Below are 22,802 nucleotides of genomic sequence, written 5' to 3' on the forward strand. Positions count from 1 at the left end.
GTTATTCGTCGGATTTTGATTGTCAGCGCCAATCCAGAGCCTCAGGATCGGCGCCGTCATCCCTTTGAGGCTCATCCTCTATGAAGTTCTCCTCGATTCTCTTGTTGTCCCTTGGCCTGGTCAGTGGCTTCGCTTCTGCCGGAGGCACCACCGAAGCAGGTGTGGGCGGCGCATTGGGCGGGGTTCTTGGCTCGGTCGTCGGTCAATCGTTAGGCGGCAACACAGGTTCCACCATCGGCGCAGCCCTGGGCGGCGCGGGCGGTAGCGCAGTCGGCGCAGACAAACGCAGCCGTGGCGAAGCGGCCATCGGCGGCGCGCTGGGCGCAGCCGGCGGTAACGTGGTTGGCCGCAGCCTGGGCGGCACCACCGGCAGCCTGATCGGCTCCGCAGCAGGTGGCGGCGCGGGTGGCGCGCTGGGTAACTACATGGGCAACAAGAGCGACGATGATGATCGTCGTTACGACCGTCGTTATGATGATCGTCGTTACTATCGTGACCGTGGTCACCCCGGTCGCGGCCATGCCTACGGTCACCGCAAGCACAAGCACTATCGTCACGACTAAGGTGAAGGCTTGAATAGAAATCGCAGCTCCAGGGCTGCGATTTTTTTTGTCTAGATAACCAGCCGTTCCAGCGCCCCGCGCAACCCCGCAGGAATCGGCACAGGCTGATTGCTCGCCCGATCCACAAACACATGCACGAACCGCCCCGCCGCACACGCCTCGCTTTCGCCCACCTTGAAGACAGCCAGTTCGTATTGCACAGAGCTGTTACCCAACTTGCCGACCCGCAAACCGATCTCGATCAGATCCGGAAAAGCGATCGAAGCAAAGTAATCGCAGGCCGAACTGACCACGAATCCCACCACATCGCCGTCATGGATATCCAACCCTCCCACTTGAATCAGGTAGGTGTTCACCGCCGTGTCGAAGAAGCTGTAATAGGTGACATTGTTGACATGGCCGTAGGCGTCGTTGTCATGCCAGCGCGTGGTGATCGGCTGGAAGTGCGGGTAGTCGGTGCGTTGGGGTGTCGGGTTGGGCATCGGTCAGCGATTCCTGGGTATTTAATATCAAGTGTGCCGCGGTCTTCGCGAGCAGGCTCGCTCCCACTTTTGAAAATGTTCACGGTGTGGAGCGAGCCTGCTTGCGAAGGCTTCGGCAGAGCCGACCCATGTTAACGGTCTGCAAATCCTTTCCCTTGAGCCGCCAGCTCACCAATCAGCCGCGCAGGCTTCCATTGATCGCCCTGCCGCGTCTCCAGTGCGAGCAAGCGCTGATGAATATCCGCCAGCCCTTGCTGATCCGCCCAGGCCATCGGCCCACCCTTGTCCGCGGGAAACCCATAGCCATTCAAGTACACCAGATCGATGTCATGGGCCGACCCGGCAATACCTTCCTGAAGAATCTTCGCCCCCTCATTGACCAGCGCAAGCAGACAGCGCTCAAGGATTTCCTCAGGGCCAATCTCGCGCCGCTGGAAGCCCAGCTCTTCACTGACCCGCAGCACCAGCGCGTCGACCTCTGGATCATGTTCGGCCTGACGGCTGCCCGGCTCGTAGTGGTAGTAACCATTACCGGACTTCTGGCCGAACCGCCCGATTTCACACAAACGGTTATCCACCTGAACCTCCGGTGCATCCTGCCCCTTGCCCGCCAACTCGCGCGCCCGCCATTCCAGGTCGATACCCACCACGTCATACATGCGAAATGGCCCCATGGCGAAACCGAACCCCTGCAACGCGGCATCAACCTGCTGTGGATAAGCGCCTTCAAGCAGCATCTTGCGCGCTTCCAGCACATACGGATGCAGCATGCGGTTGCCGATAAAACCATGACAGTTACCAGAGACCACGCTGACCTTGCCCATGCGTTTGCCCAAGGCCAGCGCAGCGTCGAGCGCGGCCGGCGAGGTCTGCGCCCCACGCACGATCTCCAGCAGTTTCATGATGTGCGCAGGGCTGAAGAAGTGCAGGCCCAGCACTTGCGTCGGTCGTCGGGTAGCAGCAGCAATGGCGTCGATATCCAGTGCCGACGTGTTACTCGCCAACAATGCTTGCGGCTTCAGCAATCCATCCAGCTCGCGGAAGATTCTTTGCTTGAGCTCAAGGTTTTCGTAGACCGCTTCGATGACCAGATCGACGTCACGGATCGCCGCGTAGTCCGGCGCTGCGCTGATCCGGGCAAGTCGCGCATCAGCCTCAGGCTGATCAATTCGTCCTTGCCGCACGTTATGTGCATAAGTGTCCGCCACCGCGGCGAGCGCCTGTTCGAGCATCTGTGGATTGTTATCCACCCACTTCACCATCACGCCGGCGTTGGCCAGGCACATCACGATGCCCCGCCCCATGGTGCCCGCACCGATCACTGCGGCCTGCTGAATATCGAAGAAAGTCTGGCTCATGTTGTTCTCTTGTAGGCGACCCAAAGACGGCTTTCACCATAGTCAGCCGGCGATGTTTTTAGAAGTTTATTACCGTGATGGCGGATATTCAGCGGGTGAATACACCGCGGCGAGATGCTCCTGAGCCCAATGACGAACTTGTGCGTACGGATATTCCTCCAGCGCCGCATACCCGGAAATCGTCCGTGCCTTGAGCTTGGTGAACAGCGGCACGCTGATTGCGCAGAGAAACCGTGTCAGCCGTTCCGCCGTCGGCGCGCTGCCTGTGTGTTGCTCATGCTTGTGGATAAAATCACCGCACAGCGCCGAGAAATCTTTACCCACAAGCGCCGGCAGTTCGGGAGGGGCGGGCAGGCGAGCGACATGTCCGTGGCACACCGAGCAATGCCCGCAACGCTGCGGCGCATTGTGGTCGCCGAAATATTCCGCCAATCGATAGCCAAGGCATTGCTCAGTTGCGAACAACTCAAGCATTGCGTGGATCCGCGCCACTTCAGCCTGCTCGTGACGGGCAAAGTAGTCGTACAACTCGGTGCTCAAAACACCAATGTCAAAATCACTGCGCAGTACGCTGTAGACGTCGGTCATCTGTTTGCTTTCGAGCTCGACCCAACCTTTCTCCTGGAAGTAATCCAGTGCTTTCACCACCCGGTTCCGGTCGGCCGAATAGTGCGTATACATCGCGTCAAAATCGACCGTCGCCCAGGTTCGTGCGCGTTTGGAGGTGTGAATGATCGCCGCCACAAAATCCCTGCGTTCACCCTCGAAGCGCTGAAGCAACGCCTCGGGTTCCAACAGATATTTGAAGCGGTACTCGGCGTAATAAGCATAACGAGGCGCGATCAAACCTCGCAGCTCCAGTTGCACGAGCAACGTCTTCAACGGCAACGCACGGATGTTGCTCTGGTCGGCCAGCGGCCCGAGCAAAAACTCCCATTGCCCTTGCGGGACAGAGTCCTTCAATTCCTCAAGGACGCAGCGAATGCCGTCGCGCTCAGGGGTGTCTCCGTAGACGAAGTTTTCCAGTACGTTGAGGCTATCCCGGTTGGCCAGTACCAGACAATCCGATGGCTGCCCGTCGCGCCCCGCGCGGCCTATTTCCTGGCTGTAGTTTTCGATGGATTTGGGCAGATCGAAATGCGCGACGTAACGGATGTCGCTCTTGTCGATGCCCATGCCGAAAGCGATGGTGGCAACGATGCAATTGGACTGTCCGGCCATGAAGCGTTTCTGGATTGACTCGCGTTTTTCATGAGGCAAGCCGGCGTGATAGGCCTCGGCCTGAATACCGTTGCGCTCCAGGTGTTCGGCAATGTGTTCGGCGGTCTTCTGCAACGTGACATAGACGATGCCAGGCTGGCCTGGGCGCTCGTTGATCCACTCCACCAGACGTCGACGTTTGTCCGGCCCGCGTACCGGCTCCACCAGCAGGTTGAGGTTCGGCCGATAGAAACCCGTGGTTACCACGTCGTCGGGATCGATGGCGAATCGGGTCTGCATGTCGGCGATGACTTTGGGCGTCGCGGTAGCGGTCAGCAATAAGGTTTGGGGGATGTTGAACTGGCGCTGATAGTCCGGCAGCTTGAGGTAATCGGGGCGGAAATTGTGCCCCCATTCCGAGATGCAGTGTGCTTCATCCACGACCAGTAACGAGATCGGCACCTGCTGCAGAAAATTGCGGAAGCGTTCGTTCTTGAGTCGCTCCACAGAGATCATCAGAATCTTCAGTTCGCCCGAACGGGCCCGGGCCATCACGTCATTGGCGTCATCGCGGCCCTGCGCCGAGTCAATGCTGCCCGCCGGAATGCCGTGACGTTGCAGGAACGCCAATTGATCCTGCATCAAGGCCAGCAATGGCGAAACCACCAGCGTCAGATTCGGCAGCATCAGCGCCGGCAGCTGGTAGCAAAGGGACTTGCCGGAACCTGTGGGAAAGATCGCCGCGGCCGAGCGGCCGGCCAGGACTGCACTGATCGCAGGCTCTTGTCCCGGGCGAAAATGTGAGAAACCAAAAACCTGTTCCAGGGTGTTGTGCATTCGCTGTCACTCCTTGACTGCTGCCATGCCAACAGCCTAGCGGGCGATTGCAGCGAGTCTGGAAAAAGTCGGGGGTCCAATCGATACGGGATGATACAGCCCTCAACGCCGGCTACGGACTGAAAACAAACGATACGAATTGTTTATCGCGGTGTTTCTCGGCCCCGCGATAACGTGCCCGCCCACTCAACGCTTGACCCGCATCACGCCCGGTTGGCTGATGCTCACGATCGCTCAAAGGAATGAACATGCACGGCAAAATCAAGTTGACCCTCGCACTTACCCTGACCGCCCTGTTGCTCGGCGGATGCATGCAGGTTCCAGACGACCTCCCGACGCTCGCGACCTCTGCGCCAACGAGTGCCGTCAGTGTGACCGACGCATAAGAGCGCGGCGGCACCGCGACTTCCAATAAAGTCGCGGTGCCGCCAATGATTCGATGCAAACCCTCCACTGGAAGCGCTTCCAACCAGCTGTCATCAAGGGACACCCCTAATATTATTAATGCCTTCACTTGTTGACCCAAGACATTGCGACCCGTTGAAGCTTGCGAAGCTTAATCGAAAACTTTAAATAAACAGCAACAACCACAAGACTCGAAACAACCCAACTCTAGGCGACGTGAACAAACCGTTCTAAGTTGATTGCTCTATTACCCACAAGAGTAAACAACATGTCTGTAGTAACCATTTTCTTTTGCGGTACTTCGTCCACCCGATTTGATACGAACCATGGCAACTATTGGAACGGTGAATTGGTGTCGACCCTGGCTTCACACCATACCGGTCGGGAGTTCGCCGATTGGATCGTCATCGACGGGCCGGGCAGCGGTAACCTGCAAGCCGATGAATTGTTTACCAAATCTCGCGATTATGGCCTCAGCGGTACGCTGTTCGGCAAAGGCTGGGAAGAAAACGTCAACCACGCAGCGAACATCATCAAAGGCAAGTGTGATTGGCAACGTGAACAACTGACTGAAGTTGAATACAACCGACTGAAAGCCGCTGGCATCCCTATCGAAGATGTAAAAGTTGAAGGGTCGTGGTTATGGCGCAAGTATAACTATGGTGATCGCAGCGTCACTCAACAAGCGTTGCAGGAACAAATTATCAGGACTTTCCGCAAGGGCGGCGTGATCCCGACCCAGGTCAATCTGGTGGGCTGGAGTCGGGGTGGTATTAGTTGCCACATGTTGGCCAATGCCATGTATGCGGACAGTGCACTGAAAAATATTCCGGTTAGAATCTTCGCCATTGATCCGGTGCCGGGTATCAATAACTTTCAAGAACAACGAGTCAAACTTGGCGCCAACGTCAAAGAGTATGTCGGTTTCTACGCCCGGGACGAACGCTCCAAGGGTTTCAGCTGTGTCATTCCACAAACCGTTAGCGGCACCAAAACCAGCATATTCCCGATGCCCGGGCGCCACGCCACGCTGGTGGGCAACGCCGCCGCCAATGGTGACAGCGGTCCCAAAGTGCTGGCAGAACCCGGCCTGATCGTCCGCCACTTCGCTGAAAAATGTCTGCAGCGCTGGGGCACTCCGCTGAGCAAGACCCTGAATCTGACGGACGTTGACCTGCGCAACCACAGCGAAACCATCGTCAAGGACGCGGCCAAATACAAGGCAATGGAGAAGTATTCATACACCTACTTCACCGAACTGGATCAAGGCGAGCGCTACGTATCGCTGGGTAGCAAGGGTGTGCCGTTCTCGGCCGTTAAAGGCTCGATCTACGCCCCGGCTTCAGGACTGACCACCAGCGTGCTGGACGTGGCGGCGTACCGGAATATCGCGTAATGACAGGAACGACCGAACGAGGGTAATACCCCTTATGGTCATGAGAAAGAAAGCAGGTAGAAACAACTCAAAAAAAACCGCCCCGTAGGGCGGTTCTTTATTCGCTACAACCCAGTCTTACAACTTCGGGCCCGCAGCCTTGATCGCGTCGCTCACTTCGAACTTCTTGAAGTTCTCGATGAACAGACCGGCCAATGCTTTCGCGGCCTCGTCGTATGCCGCCTTGTCAGCCCAGGTGTAGCGTGGGTTCAACAGGCCGGTTTCAACGCCCGGTACGGCCAATGGCACGTCGAGGTTGATGGTGTCCAGGTGTTCGGTTTCGGTGCCGATCAGCGCGCCGCTCTGAATGGCTGCGATCACCGCGCGGGTGGTCGGGATGTTGAAGCGCTTGCCAACACCGTAGCCGCCGCCGGTCCAGCCAGTATTGACCAGGTAGACCTTGGAACCGAAGCCGCGGATGCGCTTGATCAGCAGCTCTGCGTATTCGCCAGCCGGACGCGGGAAGAACGGTGCGCCGAAGCAGGTGGAGAAGGTCGACTTGATGCCGCTGCCCGAACCCATTTCAGTCGAGCCCACCAGAGCGGTGTAACCGGACAGGAAGTGGTAGGCCGCTTGCTCTTCATTGAGGATCGACACTGGCGGCAGCACGCCGGTCAGGTCGCAGGTCAGGAAGATCACGGCGTTTGGCTCGCCGCCCAGGTTCTTCTCGGAACGCTTGGCAACATGCTCCAGCGGATACGCGGCGCGGCTGTTCTGGGTCAGGCTGACATCGGCGTAGTCGGCGTGCTTGGCGTCGTCGATCACGACGTTTTCCAGCACAGCCCCGTGCTTGATGGCTTTCCAGATAACCGGCTCGTTCTTCTCGGAGAGGTCGATGCACTTGGCGTAGCAACCGCCTTCGATGTTGAAGACAACGCCTTCACCCCAGCCGTGTTCGTCGTCACCAATCAGGTAACGGCTTTCGTCGGCCGACAGGGTGGTCTTGCCGGTGCCCGACAGACCGAAGAACAAGGTCACGTCGCCTTCTTCACCGATGTTCGCAGCGCAGTGCATTGGCAGCACGTCAGCGGCCGGCAGCAGGAAGTTCTGCACGGAGAACATGGCTTTCTTCATTTCACCGGCGTAACGCATGCCGGCAATGAGCACTTTCTTCTGCGCGAAGTTGATGATCACGCAACCGTCGGAGTTGGTGCCGTCACGCTCAGGCACACACTCGAAGTTGGCGACGTTGAGCACTTGCCATTCTTCACGGCCAGCCGGGTTGTACTGGGCCGGGTTGATGAACAGGCAACGACCGAACAGGTTCTGCCAGGCAGTCTGCGTAGTCATTTTCACGGCCAGGTAGTGATCTTCGGCCGCGCCTACATGCACATGGGAAACGAAGTGCTCTTGAGCGTTGTTGAACGCCTCGACGCGAGCCCACAGGGCATCGAACTTGTCGGCCGGGAACTTGCGGTTGATCGGGCCCCAGGCGATCGCGGCCTGGGTGGAAGGCTCGTCAACGATGAAACGATCGACTGGCGAACGGCCGGTGCGGTGACCGGTGCGAACAACCAAAGCGCCGGTATCGGCAAGCTCGCCCTCACCGCGATTCAGGGCTTCTTTTACCAGATCATCAACACTCAGATCGGTGTACACGGCGTTATTGGCTTGCGTCATGAGGTTCCCCGTCGGCCAGTGGCCGAGTGTGCTCCAAACGTTTTGTAGTAGAAAGTCGTGCACTACTACCGCGAAAAAAGTGGGCCGGATTATGCCAGAAAAGCCCAAAAAGAGTAGGGTCCTCCCGTCGTAACGGCGATATTCCGTCGTTACGCAGTGAATTTACCTGCGCTGAACCGTTTTAGTGCCGGGTATCTGACGGCGTGTCGACGCCCGCACCCGCGAACAATTGAGCGATATCGGCGGCATCGAACTCGTAACGCTCATTGCAGAACTGGCAATCAATCTCGATTTTGCCACCCTGTTCAGCGACCAGTGCCTGCGCATCTTCCAGCCCAAGACTGACCAGCGCATTGCCGGAGCGTTCCCGAGAACAGCTGCAATTGAAGCGCAAAGGCTGCACATCAAAGAGGCGAACCTGCTCTTCATGGTAGAGGCGGTGCAGCACCGTTTCGTTGTCCAGGCTCAACAGTTCATCGGCGGCCAGGGTACTGGCCAGCGCGGTGACGTGCTGCCAGCTGGCGGCGCGATCTTCCTCATCTTTCAGGCGATCGGCCGGCAGTTGCTGCAGCAGCATGCCCCGGGCGCGACGGCCGTCGGCGTAGAGTTTGAAACGGGTGCCAACCTGCTGCGACATGACGAAGTAGTTGGTGAAGCAGTCAGACAGGGTTTCGCCGTCCAGGTCGACGATACCTTGATAGCGCTGACCCACAGTCGGGTCCACGGTCAGGGCAAGAACGCCGTTCGGCATCAGGTCGCCGAGGGTGGCGTCCGCAGCGATCTGCTCGGCGTTGTAACGCGCCAGGCCTCGGATCTCGCGCTCGCTGGAACATTCGATCATCAGCATCGGGATCGGGCCCTCGGAACGCGCCTGCAAAATCAGCAAGCCATCGAACTTGAGGGTGCCGACCAGCAACGAGGCCGCAGCCATCAATTCGCCCAGCAACTGCGCAACCGGTTCCGGGTACGGATGCTTGGCAAGGACTTCGGCGTAGCTGCGCTCCAGCGCTACCAGTTCGCCGCGGGTGTCGCTGTCATCGAAGATGAAGCGTTGAGTGAAATCGGTATCCGCTAGATCGGTCATAGGTCTGGGTATCTGAATGTGATGACAAAATGGTTACAAAACGTGAAAATTTGCGCTTGCTGGCACTTTTTTTGGCGCCGGCGCTTTAGCCATGGGAGGCATTTTATGAACAATCCGGGTTTGTTCCAATCAAGGTGGAACCTCGGCCGGCTGGTTCTGTGCAACGTAGTGCCATTGGCGCTACTGGCTTTCTGGTTATGGCCTACGGGCAATCTGCTGTGTGTGATTTTCGACGAGTGGCTGTTCCGCTCGCTCAATTCACCGTTGGCCAGCAACCCGATATGGCTCCACATCTGGGCAATTGCAAGTCTGCGCCCGTTCGACATTGTGGTGGGTCTGATTCTGCTGACGTTGCTGATCAAGGGCGACTGGGTTTTCAAGGCAATCGAGGTGCGCCGCGCATTTTTCGGATTTTTTTCGATTTTGCTGCTGATGGTGGTGATTCGCGCCCTCTTCTCCAAATTTGCCGATCGCATGGGTTGGCAGCACAACAGCCCATCGATGGTGCTGGACGGCGCAGTGCACATCAGTGACTACTTTCCGCACCTGGAGAAAACCTGGGAGCTGAAGGACCGTTCGGGCCAGAGTTTTCCGGGCGACCACGCGTCGGTATTGCTGATCTGGGCACTGTTCATGGGCGTGTTCAGCCGCACGGTCGGCCAGTTCCTGACGGTTTGGGGTCTGGCAGTGCTGTTCATGCTGCCACGCCTGGTAGCTGGCGCACATTGGGGCCAGGACGATTATATCGGCGGAGTATTGCTGGCGGTATGGGCGTTGGGCTGGGGTTACTACACCCCATTTGCGTATCACGCGGCCAACTTCTGGTTGAAGGTGACGGCGCCGATTTTCTCGTTGCTGGGCAAGTTGCCGATGGTGTCGCGGATGAGTGTGGTGTCTGCCGCCAACTGAGGTTTTGAGCGGTACCTGTGGCGAGGGAGCTTGCTCGCGCTCGACTGCGCAGCAGTCGCTATGCCTGTCGATGCGGATGTATTTCGAAATACTCGATCGACCGTAGAGGGCGCTCTTCGGCCGCCAGCGGGAGCAAGCACCCTCGCCACAATCGATGTTCAGCGCAACCTATTCGTCGTGGCTAGCGCCACGAAACTTGAACAGATCCCGACGCTGCTTCTTGCTCGGCTTGCCATCGGTGCTCACGCCCAACGCTCCGGCCTTGCGCATCGCCGCAGCCGCTTCGCGCTTGGCGATACTGGCCTCGGTCTCGCTGTACAGCGTCTGCGCCTCGGGCGCGCCCCTGCGCACGATCGACAAGGCTTCGACTCTGATCGTTCTCACTTCAAAGCCTGTGCGAATCTCAAACTCATCGCCAATTCGCGGTTCTTTGCCGGGTTTGCAACGCTCACCGCGACAGTGAACCTTGCCACTCTCGATCGCGGCCTTGGCCAACGCACGTGTTTTATAAAAACGCGCGGCCCACAACCATTTATCGAGACGAACCTTGTCGTCCTCTTCCTGTTTTTGCGCCATATGAATTCCTCGTTCAGCCAGTAGTCGGAACTGTACTACCGTTTCTGTCGGGCGCAAGAACTCGGCCCTCCAGATAGACTGTGATCTTCGCCGGCTGACCGGCATGGAGTGATCGTGTGACAAAATTTCCGTCTTCATTGACCTCTCCCAAGGTCGGTTGCCAGGGCTGCCAGCAAAGCGAGCCGCTGGACTTCGACTTTGCCTTCGCCTACCAACCGATTGTCGACCTGCGCGACCAGTCTGTATTTGCTCATGAAGCGCTGGTTCGAGGGATGGGAGGCGAAGGTGCATTGTCCGTGTTAAATCAGGTTACAGAAGACAATCGCTACCGTTTCGACCAGCTCTGCCGGACCCGCGCCATCGAAGGCGCGGCCAGTCTGAATATGCAGACACACTTGTCGATCAACTTTTTGCCCAATGCCGTCTACCGTCCAGAGTTATGCATTCGTAGCACTCTGGAGGCAGCACAGAAATACAACTTCCCGGTTGAGCGACTGATTTTCGAAACCCTGGAAAGCGAGCACGTAGATAATTATCGCCATTTGACCAATATTCTGCGTGAATACCGCGAATTCGGCTTCAAGACCGCCATCGATGACTTCGGTGCCGGTTATTCGGGGCTCAATCTGCTGGCTGATTTCCAACCGGATCTGATCAAACTCGACATGGCGCTGATCCGCGATGTCGATCAAGACCGTGTCCGTCAGGTGATCGTCCGGGGGATTGTCACAATCTGTGCGGAGTTGAACGTTACAGTCATTGCCGAAGGCATCGAAAGCGCCGGAGAGCGGGATTTCCTGGCGGACTGTGGAATCTTTCTGATGCAGGGTTACTGGTTCGCCAAACCTGCATTCAAAGCGTTGGCACCCGTGCCAATCGAGGCATGGGCGCGTTAACCGTTGGTTTTTTTCATTGAAGACATTTGATCATCTGACCGTTGTCGGTCTACGCGAGTGGGTGGCGCTTCCGGGTCTGGGAGTCGCGGGCCTGCGCGCAAAAATCGACACCGGCGCCAGCACTTCCAGCCTGCACGCCACGGATATCGAACCGTTCGAACGCGACGGCGAGAAGTGGGTACGCTTCACCGCACATCTGGGCACGGTGGTGCAGTTGCGTCACCGCCGTTGCGAGGCGCCGCTGGTGACTCGCAAGACTATCAAGAGCTCAAACGGCCACGCTCAGGAGCGCTATGTGATCAGCACCACCCTGGCGCTTGGCGATCGGGTCTGGCCGGTGGAATTCACTCTCGCCTGCCGCAAGTCCATGCGCTATCGCCTGTTGCTCGGTTCCAAAGCCTTGATCGACGGCCAACTGGTGGTCAATCCCGGCATCAAATATGTACAAGACAAGCCGGTGTTCCCGGTATCTACCTCCTCCACAGGTGTTGCATGAAGATCGCTGTGCTGTCGCGTAATCCGCGTCTGTATTCCACCCGCCGTCTGGTCGAAGCCGGAACCGAGCGCGGGCATGAAATGGTGGTGATCGATACCTTGCGCGCCTACATGAACATTGCCAGCCACAAGCCGCAGATCCATTACCGCGGCAAACCGCTGGAAGGTTTCGACGCGGTGATCCCGCGAATCGGCGCGTCGGTGACGTTCTACGGCTGCGCGGTGTTGCGTCAGTTTGAAATGATGGGGGTTTTTCCGCTCAACGAGTCGGTGGCCATCGCCCGTTCGCGGGATAAATTACGTTCGCTGCAATTGCTCTCGCGTCGCGGGATTGGCTTGCCGGTCACCGGGTTTGCGCACTCGCCGGACGACATTCCCGACCTGATCGCCATGGTCAACGGCGCACCGCTGGTGATCAAGGTGCTGGAAGGCACTCAAGGCATCGGCGTCGTGCTGTGCGAAACCGCGACAGCGGCTGAGTCGGTGATCGAAGCGTTCATGGGCCTGAAGCAGAACATCATGGTTCAGGAGTACATCAAGGAAGCCGGCGGCGCGGACATCCGCTGCTTCGTGGTCGGCGATAAGGTGATCGCAGCGATGAAGCGCCAGGCCAGGCCGGGGGAATTCCGCTCCAACCTGCACCGAGGCGGCAGCGCCAGCCTGATCAAAATCACTCCGGAAGAACGCATGACCGCATTACGCGCCGCGAAAGTCATGGGGCTGGCAGTCGCGGGCGTGGACATCCTGCGCTCTAACCACGGGCCGCTGGTGATGGAAGTGAATTCGTCGCCGGGGCTGGAAGGGATCGAGACCACCACGGGCAAGAACGTGGCGGGGATCATCATCGAGCATCTTGAGAAGAATGGCGGGCCGAACATGACCCGTACCAAAGGCAAAGGCTAAAAAAGTAAAAGATCGCAGCCTTCGGCAGCGCCTACATGGGAATGCGTTTCCTGTAGGCGCTGCCGAAGGCTGCGATCTTTTTTAACCGTTAAACGGCATCCCGCGGCAGCATCAACCCAAGCGGCAATTTGACCCGTGCCTCAAGCCCGCCACCCGATCGATTGCGCAACTCGACATTGCCGCCATGCATCGCCGCAATCCTTTTCACAATTGCCAGCCCCAGTCCGGTGCCCTTCCCACCCCGAGCCCTGTCACCCCGGGTAAACGGGTTGAAAATCGCTTCCAGCTCGGACGGATCGATCCCTGCACCACGATCCATCACACTCAGCACCACGTAAGGCGCACTCGTATCCCCTGAGACATAGGCCGCGACTTCAACGCCCGTGCCGGCATGGTTCAACGCGTTGCCGATCAGGTTGTTCAGCAGGCGTTTCATCGACACCCGACGCAGCGGGAACGGCTGGATCGGCTCCAGGCGCAAGCGCACTTTCTCTTCGTTCTGGTTGTACGGTGCGGCCACTTCACGAACCAGGTCGCTGAGGTCGACTTCTTCCACGGACTCGTCGCGACCGTCGCGAATGAACGCGAGGAACTGGTCGAGAATCGCGTCCATGTCTTCAATGTCACGAACCATGTCGTCGGTGAGGTCGGTGTGATCGCCCATCAGCTCCAGCGACAGGCGCAAGCGCGTCAACGGCGTGCGCAAGTCGTGGGACACGCCCGCCAGCATCAGCTCCCGCTCGCGCCCGGCCTGTTCGACGTCCTCAGCCATCTGGTTGAACGCGCGGTAAACCTCGGTCATTTCGCTTGGCGTGTCGCTGATCGGCAGGCGCACGCTGCGGCCCTGACCGAGTTGCCGCGCCGCATAGACCAGACGCTTCAGCGGCTGGTTGAGCTGGCTGACGAATATCCATGCCGACGCCGTCGACAGCAGCCCGATTGCGAGGAACCAGCCCAGCACGTTCCAGATTTTCTGGCCGCGCAAAGGGTGGGGATACAGCGGCACTTTCAGCCAGCCATCGCCCAGACTTGGCGCCCTCACCCACAGTGCGGGTGGCGAGTGCATGCGCAAACGCACCTCGGTGTCGGCACCCAGTTCCGCCTGCATCTGGCGCTGGTAGATCTCGCTGTATGGCCAGTGCTGTTCGCCTTCCGGCACGCCGGCGCCGACCACGCGAATCAGGGACGCGGCATCGGCGATCTTCGTGCGGTTTTCTTCGTCGGCAGCCCAATAGGCGCGCAGCGTCAGGGCGACGCCGTGGCTGTATTGGCGATCCACCAGCACGTCCTCGTTCATCAACAGATAAACCAGGGTCAGCGCTTTGGAAAACAGCACGACGATGAGCACCAGCCAGAGGGTGCGGGAGAAAAAGCTTTGGGGGAACCAGACGGGGGTTTTCATCTTTAACCGCTACACACTTGCAGGAGCGAGCAATGCTCGCATATTGCGGATTGCGAGTCTGTGGCAATGGCCGATCGACCAACGCCTTGCAGACCCGCTCCTACAAATCACCGATCACTTGGTGGCGGTGCCATCCGGAACGAACACGTAACCCACGCCCCAGACGGTCTGGATGTAGCGCGGTTTCGACGGATCGGGTTCGATCATCCGGCGCAGTCGGGAGATCTGCACGTCGATGGAACGCTCCAACGCATCCCACTCGCGGCCTCGGGCCAGGTTCATCAGTTTGTCGCGAGTCAGTGGCTGACGCGCGTTCATCACCAGCGCCTTGAGTACAGCGAACTCACCGGTAGTGAGCATGTGCACTTCATCACCGCGTTTCAGTTCACGGGTGGCCAGCGACAACACGTAATCACCGAAGGTGACGTTTTCGTCCTCACTGCCCGGCGCGCCCGGTACCGGTGCAGCCTGACGGCGCAATACGGCTTTGACCCGCGCCATCAGCTCGTCCGGGTTGAATGGCTTGGCCAGGTAATCGTCGGCGCCCAGTTCGAGGCCCTTGATACGGCTCAGCTCATCGCCCTTGGCGGTGAGCATGATGATTGGAATCTGGTTGTTCGCGCCACGCAGGCGGCGGCAAGCGGTCAGGCCGTCTTCGCCCGGCAGCATCAGGTCGAGAACGACCAGGTTGAACACTTCACGCGCCAGCAGACGATCCATCTGCTCGGTGTTTGGAACGGTACGGGCACGATAGCCCTTGCTGACGAAGAAACGCTCCAGCAGGCTGCTCAGCCCCGGGTCGTCATCAACGATAAGAATTTTTTCGCCTTCAGCCGTTTGTGCAGTGCTGCTCATTGGATGCTCCTTTTAGCTCGGCGCGCATTATGGCGTAGCTGCCGTTATACGCACCGTGTGCATTGTTAGCAGATTTTTCCTTCACTGCCATAAAACCGGGGTTTATGCCTACAAGCCGCAACGCCCCCGAATGACAGAACGCTGGTTATAATGCGCGGCGTTTTGCGCCAGGCAACGTCTGAATCGTTACCGTAAGTACCCGGTATTTTCCCGGCCCTGTGCAGTAACCGTTCGATTTCACGGGTCAATGGGCTGCCTCTTGATCCAGGCAGCGGCAATTTTCTAGCCGCTCAATCAGCCTCCAGGCCTTTATCCGCTTGCCTGAGAGCCTGCTTTCACATTACGTCAGGTGGTTTTATGGACAGCATCAACAGCCGCATCGCCGAGGAACTCGGCGTACGCCCACAACAGGTCGAAGCGGCCGTCGCGCTACTCGATGAAGGTTCGACCGTTCCCTTCATCGCCCGTTACCGGAAAGAAGTCACCGGCAGCCTCGATGACACCCAGTTGCGTCATCTGGAAGAACGCCTGCGCTACCTGCGAGAACTCGACGAACGGCGCATCAGCATCCTCGCCAGCATCGAAGAGCAGGGCAAACTCACCCCAGCCCTTGAGCGCGACATCAAACTCGCCGACACCAAGACTCGCCTCGAAGACTTGTACCTGCCGTACAAGCAGAAGCGCCGCACCAAGGGCCAGATCGCCCTGGAAGCGGGCCTCGGGGAGCTAGCCGACGGTTTGTTCAACGACCCGAACCTGTCGCCGGAAGCCGAAGCCGCACGCTTCGTCGACGCCGAGAAAGGCGTGGCTGATGTGAAGGCTGCGCTGGAAGGCGCCAAGTACATCCTCATGGAGCGCTTCGCCGAAGACGCCAGCCTGCTGGAAAAACTGCGCAGCTACCTGAAACAGGAAGCGATCCTCAGTGCCCGCGTCATTGTCGGCAAAGAGGAAGAGGGCGCCAAGTTCCGCGACTATTTCGAACACGACGAGCCGCTCAAAAGCATGCCGTCGCACCGCGCGCTGGCGATTTTCCGTGGCCGCAACGAGGGCATTCTCAGTTCCGCGCTGAAAGTCGGCGACGAACTGCCCGGCACCATGCACCCGTGCGAGGGCATGATCGGTCAGCAATTCGGCATCCAGAACCAGAATCGCCCTGCCGACAAATGGCTCGGCGAAGTGGTGCGCTGGACGTGGAAGGTCAAGCTGTACACGCATCTGGAAACCGACCTGCTCGGTGAGCTGCGCGACGGCGCGGAAACAGAAGCGATCAACGTCTTCGCGCATAACCTGCACGACCTGCTGCTGGCTGCCCCGGCCGGCCCGCGCGCGACTCTGGGCCTCGACCCGGGCCTGCGCACCGGCTGCAAGGTGGCCGTGGTCGATTCGACCGGCAAGCTGCTTGATCACGCCACGGTGTATCCGCACGTACCGCACAACAAATGGGATCAGACCATCGCCGTTCTGGCTGCCTTGTGCGCCAAGCATTCAGTGGACCTGATCGCCATCGGCAACGGCACCGCCAGCCGCGAGACCGACAAGCTGGCCATCGAGCTGATCAAAAAATACCCGGCCATGAAAATGACCAAGGTCATGGTCTCCGAGGCCGGCGCATCGGTGTATTCGGCATCGGAACTGGCCGCGAAAGAATTCCCGGATCTGGACGTGTCGATCCGTGGCGCAGTTTCCATCGCTCGCCGCCTGCAGGACCCGCTCGCCGAACTGGTGAAAATCGATCCGAAATCCATTGGTGTCGGCCAGTACCAGCACGACGTTTCGCAGCTGAAACTGGCGCGCGGCCTGGATGCCGTGGTCGAGGACTGCGTGAACGCAGTCGGCGTCGACGTGAATACCGCGTCGGTGGCCCTGCTGGCGCGTATCTCCGGCCTCAACGCGACTCTGGCGCAAAACATCGTGGCCCACCGCGACGAGCACGGCGCGTTCAAGACCCGTGCGGCGCTGAAAAAAGTCGCGCGTCTGGGCGAAAAAACCTTCGAGCAGGCTGCCGGTTTCTTGCGCGTGATGAACGGCGACAATCCGCTGGATTCGTCGGCGGTTCACCCGGAAGCCTATCCGCTGGTGCAACGCATCGCCGCTGAAACCGACCGCGACATCCGCTCGCTGATTGGCGATGCCGCATTCCTCAAGCGCCTGGATCCGAAGAAATTCACTGACGAAACGTTCGGTCTGCCGACCGTTACCGACATCCTGCAAGAGCTGGAAAAACCTGGCCGCGACCCGCGTCCCGAGTTCAAGACCGCCGAGTTCCAGGAAGGCGTCGAAGACCTCAAGGACCTGCAACTGGGGATGATCCTCGAAGGCGTGGTGACCAACGTGACCGCGTTCGGTGCGTTCGTCGACATCGGCGTGCATCAGGATGGCCTGGTGCACATCTCGGCGCTGTCGGAGAAGTTCATCAAGGACCCACGTGAAGCGGTGAAGGCCGGTGACGTGGTGAAAGTGAAGGTCATGGAAGTCGACATTCCGCGTAAACGCGTGGGCCTGTCGATGCGCATGGGCGACACCCCGGGCGAGAAGATTGATGGCGCCCGTGGCTCGCGTCCGGGCTCGGCGCAACGCCAGCCTTCGAACAATGCGCCACGCAAGGAAACCGCTACCGCTGCGCCAGTGAATAACGCGATGGCGTCGCTGTTCGCCAATGCCAAGCAGTTGAAGAAACGCTGATGGACTTGCCGTCCGGGCTCGTCGAGAGCGCGTTTTTCAAGCTGTTGGGCTGTCGCCTGCACAGCCTCGAAACCGGGGTGGCGCAAGTCGCCCTGGCGCTGGAACCCGAATTGCGCAACCGCGGCGGCAAGTTGCACGGTGGCGCGCTGTTCAGCCTGGTCGACATCGCCATGGGGCTGGCTTGTTCCAGCAGCCATGGTTTCGATCAGCAGAGCGCGACCATCGAGTGCAAGATCAACTACATTCGCGCCGTTTCCGAGGGCGAGGTGCTGTGCACGGCGCGGGTGATCCACCCGGGCCGGCGCACGCTGGTAGTCGAAGCGGACGTGACCCAGGGCGACAAGCTGGTCGCGAAAGCGCAAGGCACGTTCGCTGTCCTGTAGATGTTGTTCGGCATTTTGAGTTAATTTCGGCGCAACGAGTCCTGTGGGAGCGAGCCTGCTCGCGAACGTGGTGTGTCAGTCACGATGATGTTGGCTGCAAAACCCTCTTCGCGAGCAGGCTCGCTCCCACAGGGATTGTGCAGTTCCTGACTGACCGGCACATGGCCTGCCGCTACAAACCAGGCGATAACGCCAGTTTCAACTTCACCCTTGTAGACCGTCTTGCCCACCCCCATATTGGGGCGACTGACGCGTGAAGGAATCCAAATTGAGCGAACTTCTCAACCGCCGCCTGGCTCTGCTCGGCGAGCGCGCTAACCTCTCTCTGCTCGAGCAGTGCCTGCACGGTATCGAACGTGAATGCCTGCGCGTGACCAGCGAAGGTCGCCTGGCGCAAACGCCGCACCCCGAAGCCCTGGGTTCCGCGCTGACCAACGAACAGATCACCACCGACTACTCCGAGTCGCTGCTGGAATTCATCACGCCCGCCCTGCCCGACCCGGCCGATACGCTGGCGAGCCTGGACAAGATTCACCGTTTTGCCTACAGCAAACTCGGCAACGAGTATCTGTGGAGTCCATCGATGCCGTGCCCGTTGCCGGCCGAGGAAGATATCCCGATCGCCTACTACGGCAGCTCGAACATCGGTCAGCTCAAGTACGTCTATCGCAAAGGCCTGGCCCTGCGGTACGGCAAGACCATGCAATGCATCGCCGGGATTCACTACAACTTCTCCCTGCCGGAAAAGCTCTGGCCGCTGCTGCGTGAGTCCGAAGGGTTTGTCGGCACCGACCGCGATTTCCAGTCGTCGTCGTACATCGCCCTGATCCGCAACTTCCGTCGCTACAGCTGGCTGCTGATGTACCTGTTCGGTGCGTCGCCCGCGCTGGACGCCGGGTTCCTGCGCGGCCGTTCGCATCAACTTGAACAGCTCGATCCGGACACCCTGTATCTGCCGTACGCCACCAGCCTGCGCATGAGCGACCTCGGTTATCAGAGCAACGCCCAGGCCGGCCTGACGCCTTGCTACAACGACCTGGCGAGCTACACCGACAGCCTGCGCAAGGCCGTGGCCACGCCGTACGCACCGTACGTTGAAGTGGGCACGCACAAGGATGGCGAATGGGTTCAACTGAACACCAACATCCTGCAGATCGAAAACGAGTACTACTCCAACATCCGCCCGAAACGCGTGACCTACACCGGCGAGCGGCCGATCCAGGCGCTGATGGCCCGCGGCATTCAGTACGTCGAAGTGCGCTGCCTGGACATCAACCCGTTCCTGCCGATGGGCATCGACCTTACCGAGTCGCGCTTCATTGATGCGTTCCTGCTGTATTGCGCGCTCAACGACAGCCCGTTGTTGACGAACACCTCATGCAGCAACGCGACGTCGAACTTCCTCAGCGTGGTCAAGGAAGGCCGTCGTCCGGGGCTGCAACTGCAGCGCGACGGTCAGCCGGTCGACATGAAGACCTGGGCGGCCGAGTTGCTGGAGCACATTGCTCCGCTGGCCGCATTGCTCGATCAAAGCCATGGCGGCGATGCGCACAGCAAGGCTCTGGATGCGCAACTGGCCAAGGTCAGCGACCCCTCCCTGACGCCGTCGGCGCAGGTGCTGGCGGCCATGGCCGAGCACAAGGAAAGCTTCGCGCAATTCTCCCTGCGCCAGAGCCAGGCCCATGCCGAGTTCTTCCGCAGCGAGCCGTTGGCGGCTGACGAGCAAGCGAAGTTTGAAGAACTGGCGCGCGCGTCGCTGGCGCAGCAAACCGAGCTTGAGCAGAACGAAGTCGGCGATTTCGATGTGTTTGTCGGCGCGTATCAGGCGAGTATTCTGGCGATCAGTAACTAACAAAGAAGGTCCTTCGGCCCTTTTCGCGAGCAGGCTCGCTCCCACCATAGGAATCTGGTCTCCTGTGGGAGCGAGCCTGCTCGCGAATGACCGTTGCGCTTAGATTTTTCCGCTCATAAGCTCATTCTAAAAAGTTATTTATTTCTGAATTCTTAGATCATTTAGTCTCCTTTCACGCCGACGCTCGGTCGCCTGATATGGAGCTCTCAATTGAAACTGAATTTCCCGCTTCGCCTGCTTGCCGCTGCCTCCCTGGCTGCCGCAAGTTTCCTGGCACAGGCTGCCGATCTCACTGTCGCCTACCAAACGACTGTTGACCCGGCGAAAGTCGCCCAGGCCGACGGTGCCTACGAAAAAGCCACCAAGGCCGATATCAGCTGGCGCAAGTTCGACAACGGCGCCGACATCATCGCTGCCATCGCGTCCGGTGACGTGCAGATCGGCTACCTCGGTTCGAGCCCGCTCACCGCAGCCATCACCCGCAAAGTCCCGGTGCAGACATTCCTGATCGCCACCCAGATCGGCGCCGCCGAAGCACTGGTCGCCCGCGATGGCTCCGGCATCAAGACGCCGCAGGATCTGATCGGCAAAAAAATCGCCGTGCCGTTCGTGTCCACCGGTCACTACAGCCTGCTCGCCGCCCTGAAGCACTGGAACATCGACCCGTCGAAAGTCACCGTGCTCAACCTCGCCCCGCCCGCGATCATCGCTGCCTGGAAACGCGGTGATATCGACGCCACTTACGTCTGGGATCCAGCGCTGGGCGTGGCCAAGGAAAACGGCAAGGTGTTGATCACCTCCGGCGAGCTGGCCAAGTTCGGTGCGCCGACCTTCGATGCGTGGATCGTGCGCAAGGACTTCGCCGAGAAGCATCCGGAAATCGTCACTGCATTTGCCAAGGTCACCCTCGACGCTTACGCCGACTACCGCAAAGATCCAAAGGCCTGGCTCGCCAACCAGAGCAACGTCGACAAGCTTGTAAAACTGTCCGGCGCCAAGGCCAGCGACATTCCTTTGCTGTTGCAGGGCAACGTTTACCCGCTGGCGGCGGATCAGGTCAGCGACCTCGGCGCGCCGACCACCAAAGCCATCACCGACACCGCCGCGTTCCTCAAGGAGCAAGGCAAGGTCGAAGCCGTCCTGCCGGATTACGCGCCTTACGTCAGCGCGAAATACATCACCAATTGATCGGGAGTTGAATGCGATGGCCTTGCTACAGCTGGAGCGCATCAGCGCACAGTACCCGGGCAGCCCCGAACCGGTGCTGGCGGATATTTCCCTGACGCTCGGGCCCCAGCAATTGCTGGTCGCCCTCGGCCCGTCCGGCAGCGGCAAGACATCGCTGCTGAACCTGATTGCCGGTTTTGTAGAGCCGAGCGCCGGGCGCATCACCCTTGACGGCGTGCCCGTCAAAGGCCCGAGCGCCGAGCGCGGTGTGGTGTTTCAGGACGACGCTCTGCTGCCTTGGCAGGATGTGCTGGCAAACGTTGCGTTCGGTCTTGAACTGGCTGGCGTCAACAAGGAAAAACGCGAACAGCGCGCCCGGGAAATGCTCGCGCTGGTCGATCTTTCCGGCTTCGAAAACCGCCGCGTCTGGCAGCTTTCAGGCGGTCAGAAACAACGCGTGGGCCTGGCCCGTGCGCTGGCGGCCGATCCGCGCGTGCTGCTGATGGACGAACCTTTCGGCGCCCTCGACGCGTTCACCCGTGAGCAGATGCAGGAACTGTTGCTGCAAGTCTGGCAGCGCACGGCCAAGCCTGTTTTCCTGATCACCCACGACATCGAAGAAGCGGTATTTCTTGCCACTGATTTGATTCTGCTTGCGCCGAACCCGGGGCAGATCGTCGAGCGCCTGGATCTGGATTTCGGCCAGCGTTATGCCGCCGGTGAGTCCGCCCGCACAATCAAATCCGACCCGCGTTTTATCGAAACCCGCGAGCACGTGCTGGGCAAGGTGTTCTCGCAACGCAGTGCCGTGCAACGGCAGGAGCGCGCATGAGCAGTTACGATGTTTCCGCCCCGGCAATGAAAACCTCTTCAGTGGTGATTCCTGTGCGCCGCAGCCTGAGCACGCGCTGGATCAGCCTGCTTACGCTGTTCGCCCTACTGCTGATCTGGTGGGCGGTGACCGCCACCGGAATGATCGAGCCGCTGTTCCTGCCCCCGCCCGCCGCCGTCCTGCAAAAAGGCTGGTTGCTGGCGACCACGGGGTATATGGATTCGACCTTGTGGCAACACCTGGGCGCGAGCCTGAGCCGCATTGGTCTGGGCCTTGGCTTCGCGATTCTCACCGCTGTGCCGGTGGGCATCGCCATCGGTGCCAACCGCATCGCGCGCGGCGTGCTCGATCCACTGATCGAGTTCTACCGCCCGATTCCACCGCTGGCTTATTTGCCGCTGATCGTGATCTGGTGCGGCATCGGCGAACTGTCGAAAGTGCTGCTGATCTACCTGGCCATTTTCGCCCCGATTGCCATCGCCACCGCCACTGGGGTGCGCACGGTTGATCCAGCGAAACTGCGCGCGGCGCAGTCGCTTGGCGCGACCCGAGCGCAACTGATTCGCCATGTGATTTTGCCGAGCGCCCTGCCGGACATTCTCACCGGCGTGCGCATCGGTCTGGGCGTGGGGTGGTCGACGCTGGTCGCTGCTGAATTGATCGCCGCCACCAGTGGCCTGGGCTTCATGGTCCAGTCGGCAGCGCAGTTTCTGGTTACCGATGTGGTGGTGCTGGGGATTCTGGTCATTGCCCTGATCGCCTTCACCATGGAAATGGGCCTGCGCGCCCTGCAGCGCAAACTCGTGCCGTGGCATGGCCAGGCGCACTAACGAATTTCGAATGAATTCCCTGTGGGAGCGAGCCTG

Annotated in this window: 20 protein-coding genes; 12 read left to right on the forward strand and 8 right to left on the reverse strand. The window is 59.5% G+C overall.

Going from position 1 to position 22,802, the window contains the following annotated elements:
* Window positions 1-80: 80 nt before the first annotated feature.
* Window positions 81-563: a glycine zipper domain-containing protein gene (locus HU727_RS19355; protein ID WP_186533819.1), complete on the forward strand. Its 483-nt coding sequence runs from the start codon at window positions 81-83 to the stop codon at window positions 561-563.
* 50 nt (window positions 564-613) lie between these two features.
* On the opposite strand, the gene HU727_RS19360 is transcribed toward HU727_RS19355, so the two are convergent.
* The 3 genes from HU727_RS19360 to HU727_RS19370 form a co-directional block, all read right to left on the reverse strand.
* Window positions 614-1,045 (reverse strand): acyl-CoA thioesterase, encoded by a 432-nt coding sequence (locus HU727_RS19360; RefSeq protein WP_186533820.1) that lies wholly within the window; start codon window positions 1,043-1,045, stop codon window positions 614-616.
* 131 nt (window positions 1,046-1,176) lie between these two features.
* Window positions 1,177-2,403, reverse strand: coding sequence for a 3-hydroxyacyl-CoA dehydrogenase (locus tag HU727_RS19365; RefSeq protein WP_186533821.1), 1,227 nt, complete (start codon window positions 2,401-2,403; stop codon window positions 1,177-1,179).
* A 69-nt stretch (window positions 2,404-2,472) separates the two neighbouring features.
* Window positions 2,473-4,440 carry a RecQ family ATP-dependent DNA helicase gene (locus tag HU727_RS19370; RefSeq protein ID WP_186533822.1) on the reverse strand — a complete coding sequence of 656 codons (1,968 nt, stop codon included), beginning with the start codon at window positions 4,438-4,440 and terminating at the stop codon, window positions 2,473-2,475.
* A gap of 673 nt (window positions 4,441-5,113) precedes the next feature.
* On the opposite strand from HU727_RS19370, the gene HU727_RS19375 reads away from it, so the two are divergent.
* Window positions 5,114-6,241: a hypothetical protein gene (locus HU727_RS19375; protein ID WP_186533823.1), complete on the forward strand. Its 1,128-nt coding sequence runs from the start codon at window positions 5,114-5,116 to the stop codon at window positions 6,239-6,241.
* 117 nt (window positions 6,242-6,358) lie between these two features.
* On the opposite strand, the gene HU727_RS19380 is transcribed toward HU727_RS19375, so the two are convergent.
* Both HU727_RS19380 and hslO read right to left on the reverse strand, forming a co-directional pair.
* Window positions 6,359-7,900 carry a phosphoenolpyruvate carboxykinase gene (locus HU727_RS19380; protein ID WP_186533824.1) on the reverse strand — a complete coding sequence of 514 codons (1,542 nt, stop codon included), beginning with the start codon at window positions 7,898-7,900 and terminating at the stop codon, window positions 6,359-6,361.
* Between the two features lie 181 nt (window positions 7,901-8,081).
* Window positions 8,082-8,984 (reverse strand): Hsp33 family molecular chaperone HslO, encoded by a 903-nt coding sequence (gene hslO, locus HU727_RS19385; RefSeq protein ID WP_186533825.1) that lies wholly within the window; start codon window positions 8,982-8,984, stop codon window positions 8,082-8,084.
* 105 nt (window positions 8,985-9,089) lie between these two features.
* Between hslO and HU727_RS19390 the strand changes: the two genes are divergently transcribed.
* Window positions 9,090-9,893, forward strand: coding sequence for a phosphatase PAP2 family protein (locus HU727_RS19390; RefSeq protein ID WP_186533826.1), 804 nt, complete (start codon window positions 9,090-9,092; stop codon window positions 9,891-9,893).
* A 168-nt stretch (window positions 9,894-10,061) separates the two neighbouring features.
* On the opposite strand, the gene HU727_RS19395 is transcribed toward HU727_RS19390, so the two are convergent.
* On the reverse strand, window positions 10,062-10,469 hold the full coding sequence (locus HU727_RS19395) for an RNA-binding S4 domain-containing protein (RefSeq protein WP_186533827.1): 408 nt from the start codon (window positions 10,467-10,469) through the stop codon (window positions 10,062-10,064).
* A 116-nt stretch (window positions 10,470-10,585) separates the two neighbouring features.
* Here HU727_RS19395 and rimA point away from each other — a divergent pair, with 116 nt between their 5' ends.
* From rimA to rimK, 3 genes are read left to right on the forward strand one after another with little or no spacing between them, the layout of a single operon-like run.
* Window positions 10,586-11,365 carry a S6 modification regulatory phosphodiesterase RimA gene (gene rimA / locus HU727_RS19400; RefSeq protein WP_186533828.1) on the forward strand — a complete coding sequence of 260 codons (780 nt, stop codon included), beginning with the start codon at window positions 10,586-10,588 and terminating at the stop codon, window positions 11,363-11,365.
* Between the two features lie 16 nt (window positions 11,366-11,381).
* Window positions 11,382-11,861, forward strand: coding sequence for a retropepsin-like aspartic endopeptidase RimB (rimB, locus tag HU727_RS19405; protein WP_496197704.1), 480 nt, complete (start codon window positions 11,382-11,384; stop codon window positions 11,859-11,861).
* Window positions 11,858-12,763, forward strand: a complete 906-nt coding sequence (gene rimK / locus HU727_RS19410; protein WP_186533829.1) for a 30S ribosomal protein S6--L-glutamate ligase — start codon at window positions 11,858-11,860, stop codon at window positions 12,761-12,763. Before rimB ends, rimK begins: the two co-directional genes overlap by 4 nt.
* A gap of 88 nt (window positions 12,764-12,851) precedes the next feature.
* On the opposite strand, the gene HU727_RS19415 is transcribed toward rimK, so the two are convergent.
* A complete protein-coding gene (locus HU727_RS19415; protein ID WP_186533830.1) occupies window positions 12,852-14,165 on the reverse strand; it encodes an ATP-binding protein in 1,314 nt (437 codons plus the stop codon).
* A gap of 114 nt (window positions 14,166-14,279) precedes the next feature.
* A complete protein-coding gene (gene ompR / locus HU727_RS19420; protein WP_039756430.1) occupies window positions 14,280-15,020 on the reverse strand; it encodes an osmolarity response regulator transcription factor OmpR in 741 nt (246 codons plus the stop codon).
* 357 nt (window positions 15,021-15,377) lie between these two features.
* Between ompR and HU727_RS19425 the strand changes: the two genes are divergently transcribed.
* The 6 genes from HU727_RS19425 to tauC all read left to right on the forward strand — a co-directional run bounded on the left by HU727_RS19425 (window position 15,378) and on the right by tauC (window position 22,766).
* Complete coding sequence (locus HU727_RS19425; RefSeq protein WP_186533831.1) at window positions 15,378-17,702, forward strand: Tex family protein; 2,325 nt, start codon at window positions 15,378-15,380, stop codon at window positions 17,700-17,702.
* Window positions 17,702-18,085 (forward strand): PaaI family thioesterase, encoded by a 384-nt coding sequence (locus tag HU727_RS19430; RefSeq protein ID WP_186533832.1) that lies wholly within the window; start codon window positions 17,702-17,704, stop codon window positions 18,083-18,085. The genes HU727_RS19425 and HU727_RS19430 overlap by 1 nt, the downstream gene beginning before the upstream one ends.
* Before the next feature lie 268 nt (window positions 18,086-18,353).
* Complete coding sequence (gshA, locus tag HU727_RS19435) at window positions 18,354-19,937, forward strand: glutamate--cysteine ligase (RefSeq protein WP_186533833.1); 1,584 nt, start codon at window positions 18,354-18,356, stop codon at window positions 19,935-19,937.
* Window positions 19,938-20,147: 210 nt separating this feature from the next.
* Window positions 20,148-21,125: a taurine ABC transporter substrate-binding protein gene (tauA, locus tag HU727_RS19440; protein WP_186533834.1), complete on the forward strand. Its 978-nt coding sequence runs from the start codon at window positions 20,148-20,150 to the stop codon at window positions 21,123-21,125.
* 16 nt (window positions 21,126-21,141) lie between these two features.
* Window positions 21,142-21,936 (forward strand): taurine ABC transporter ATP-binding subunit, encoded by a 795-nt coding sequence (gene tauB / locus HU727_RS19445; RefSeq protein ID WP_186533835.1) that lies wholly within the window; start codon window positions 21,142-21,144, stop codon window positions 21,934-21,936.
* Window positions 21,933-22,766 carry a taurine ABC transporter permease TauC gene (tauC, locus tag HU727_RS19450; RefSeq protein ID WP_186533836.1) on the forward strand — a complete coding sequence of 278 codons (834 nt, stop codon included), beginning with the start codon at window positions 21,933-21,935 and terminating at the stop codon, window positions 22,764-22,766. The genes tauB and tauC overlap by 4 nt, the downstream gene beginning before the upstream one ends.
* Window positions 22,767-22,802: the final 36 nt, after the last annotated feature.

The organism is Pseudomonas khorasanensis, from assembly GCF_014268505.2.
Taxonomy (GTDB): domain Bacteria; phylum Pseudomonadota; class Gammaproteobacteria; order Pseudomonadales; family Pseudomonadaceae; genus Aquipseudomonas; species Aquipseudomonas khorasanensis.

Coding starts and splice junctions, on each gene's coding strand:
- HU727_RS19360 (WP_186533820.1), bottom strand. CDS start 1,045: ATGCCCAACCCGACACCCCAACGCACCGACTACCCGCACTTCCAGCCG.
- ompR (WP_039756430.1), bottom strand. CDS start 15,020: ATGAGCAGCACTGCACAAACGGCTGAAGGCGAAAAAATTCTTATCGTT.
- HU727_RS19425 (WP_186533831.1), top strand. CDS start 15,378: ATGGACAGCATCAACAGCCGCATCGCCGAGGAACTCGGCGTACGCCCA.
- HU727_RS19375 (WP_186533823.1), top strand. CDS start 5,114: ATGTCTGTAGTAACCATTTTCTTTTGCGGTACTTCGTCCACCCGATTT.
- HU727_RS19430 (WP_186533832.1), top strand. CDS start 17,702: ATGGACTTGCCGTCCGGGCTCGTCGAGAGCGCGTTTTTCAAGCTGTTG.
- HU727_RS19390 (WP_186533826.1), top strand. CDS start 9,090: ATGAACAATCCGGGTTTGTTCCAATCAAGGTGGAACCTCGGCCGGCTG.
- HU727_RS19365 (WP_186533821.1), bottom strand. CDS start 2,403: ATGAGCCAGACTTTCTTCGATATTCAGCAGGCCGCAGTGATCGGTGCG.
- HU727_RS19370 (WP_186533822.1), bottom strand. CDS start 4,440: ATGCACAACACCCTGGAACAGGTTTTTGGTTTCTCACATTTTCGCCCG.
- rimK (WP_186533829.1), top strand. CDS start 11,858: ATGAAGATCGCTGTGCTGTCGCGTAATCCGCGTCTGTATTCCACCCGC.
- HU727_RS19415 (WP_186533830.1), bottom strand. CDS start 14,165: ATGAAAACCCCCGTCTGGTTCCCCCAAAGCTTTTTCTCCCGCACCCTC.
- tauC (WP_186533836.1), top strand. CDS start 21,933: ATGAGCAGTTACGATGTTTCCGCCCCGGCAATGAAAACCTCTTCAGTG.
- HU727_RS19355 (WP_186533819.1), top strand. CDS start 81: ATGAAGTTCTCCTCGATTCTCTTGTTGTCCCTTGGCCTGGTCAGTGGC.
- HU727_RS19395 (WP_186533827.1), bottom strand. CDS start 10,469: ATGGCGCAAAAACAGGAAGAGGACGACAAGGTTCGTCTCGATAAATGG.
- hslO (WP_186533825.1), bottom strand. CDS start 8,984: ATGACCGATCTAGCGGATACCGATTTCACTCAACGCTTCATCTTCGAT.
- HU727_RS19380 (WP_186533824.1), bottom strand. CDS start 7,900: ATGACGCAAGCCAATAACGCCGTGTACACCGATCTGAGTGTTGATGAT.
- tauB (WP_186533835.1), top strand. CDS start 21,142: ATGGCCTTGCTACAGCTGGAGCGCATCAGCGCACAGTACCCGGGCAGC.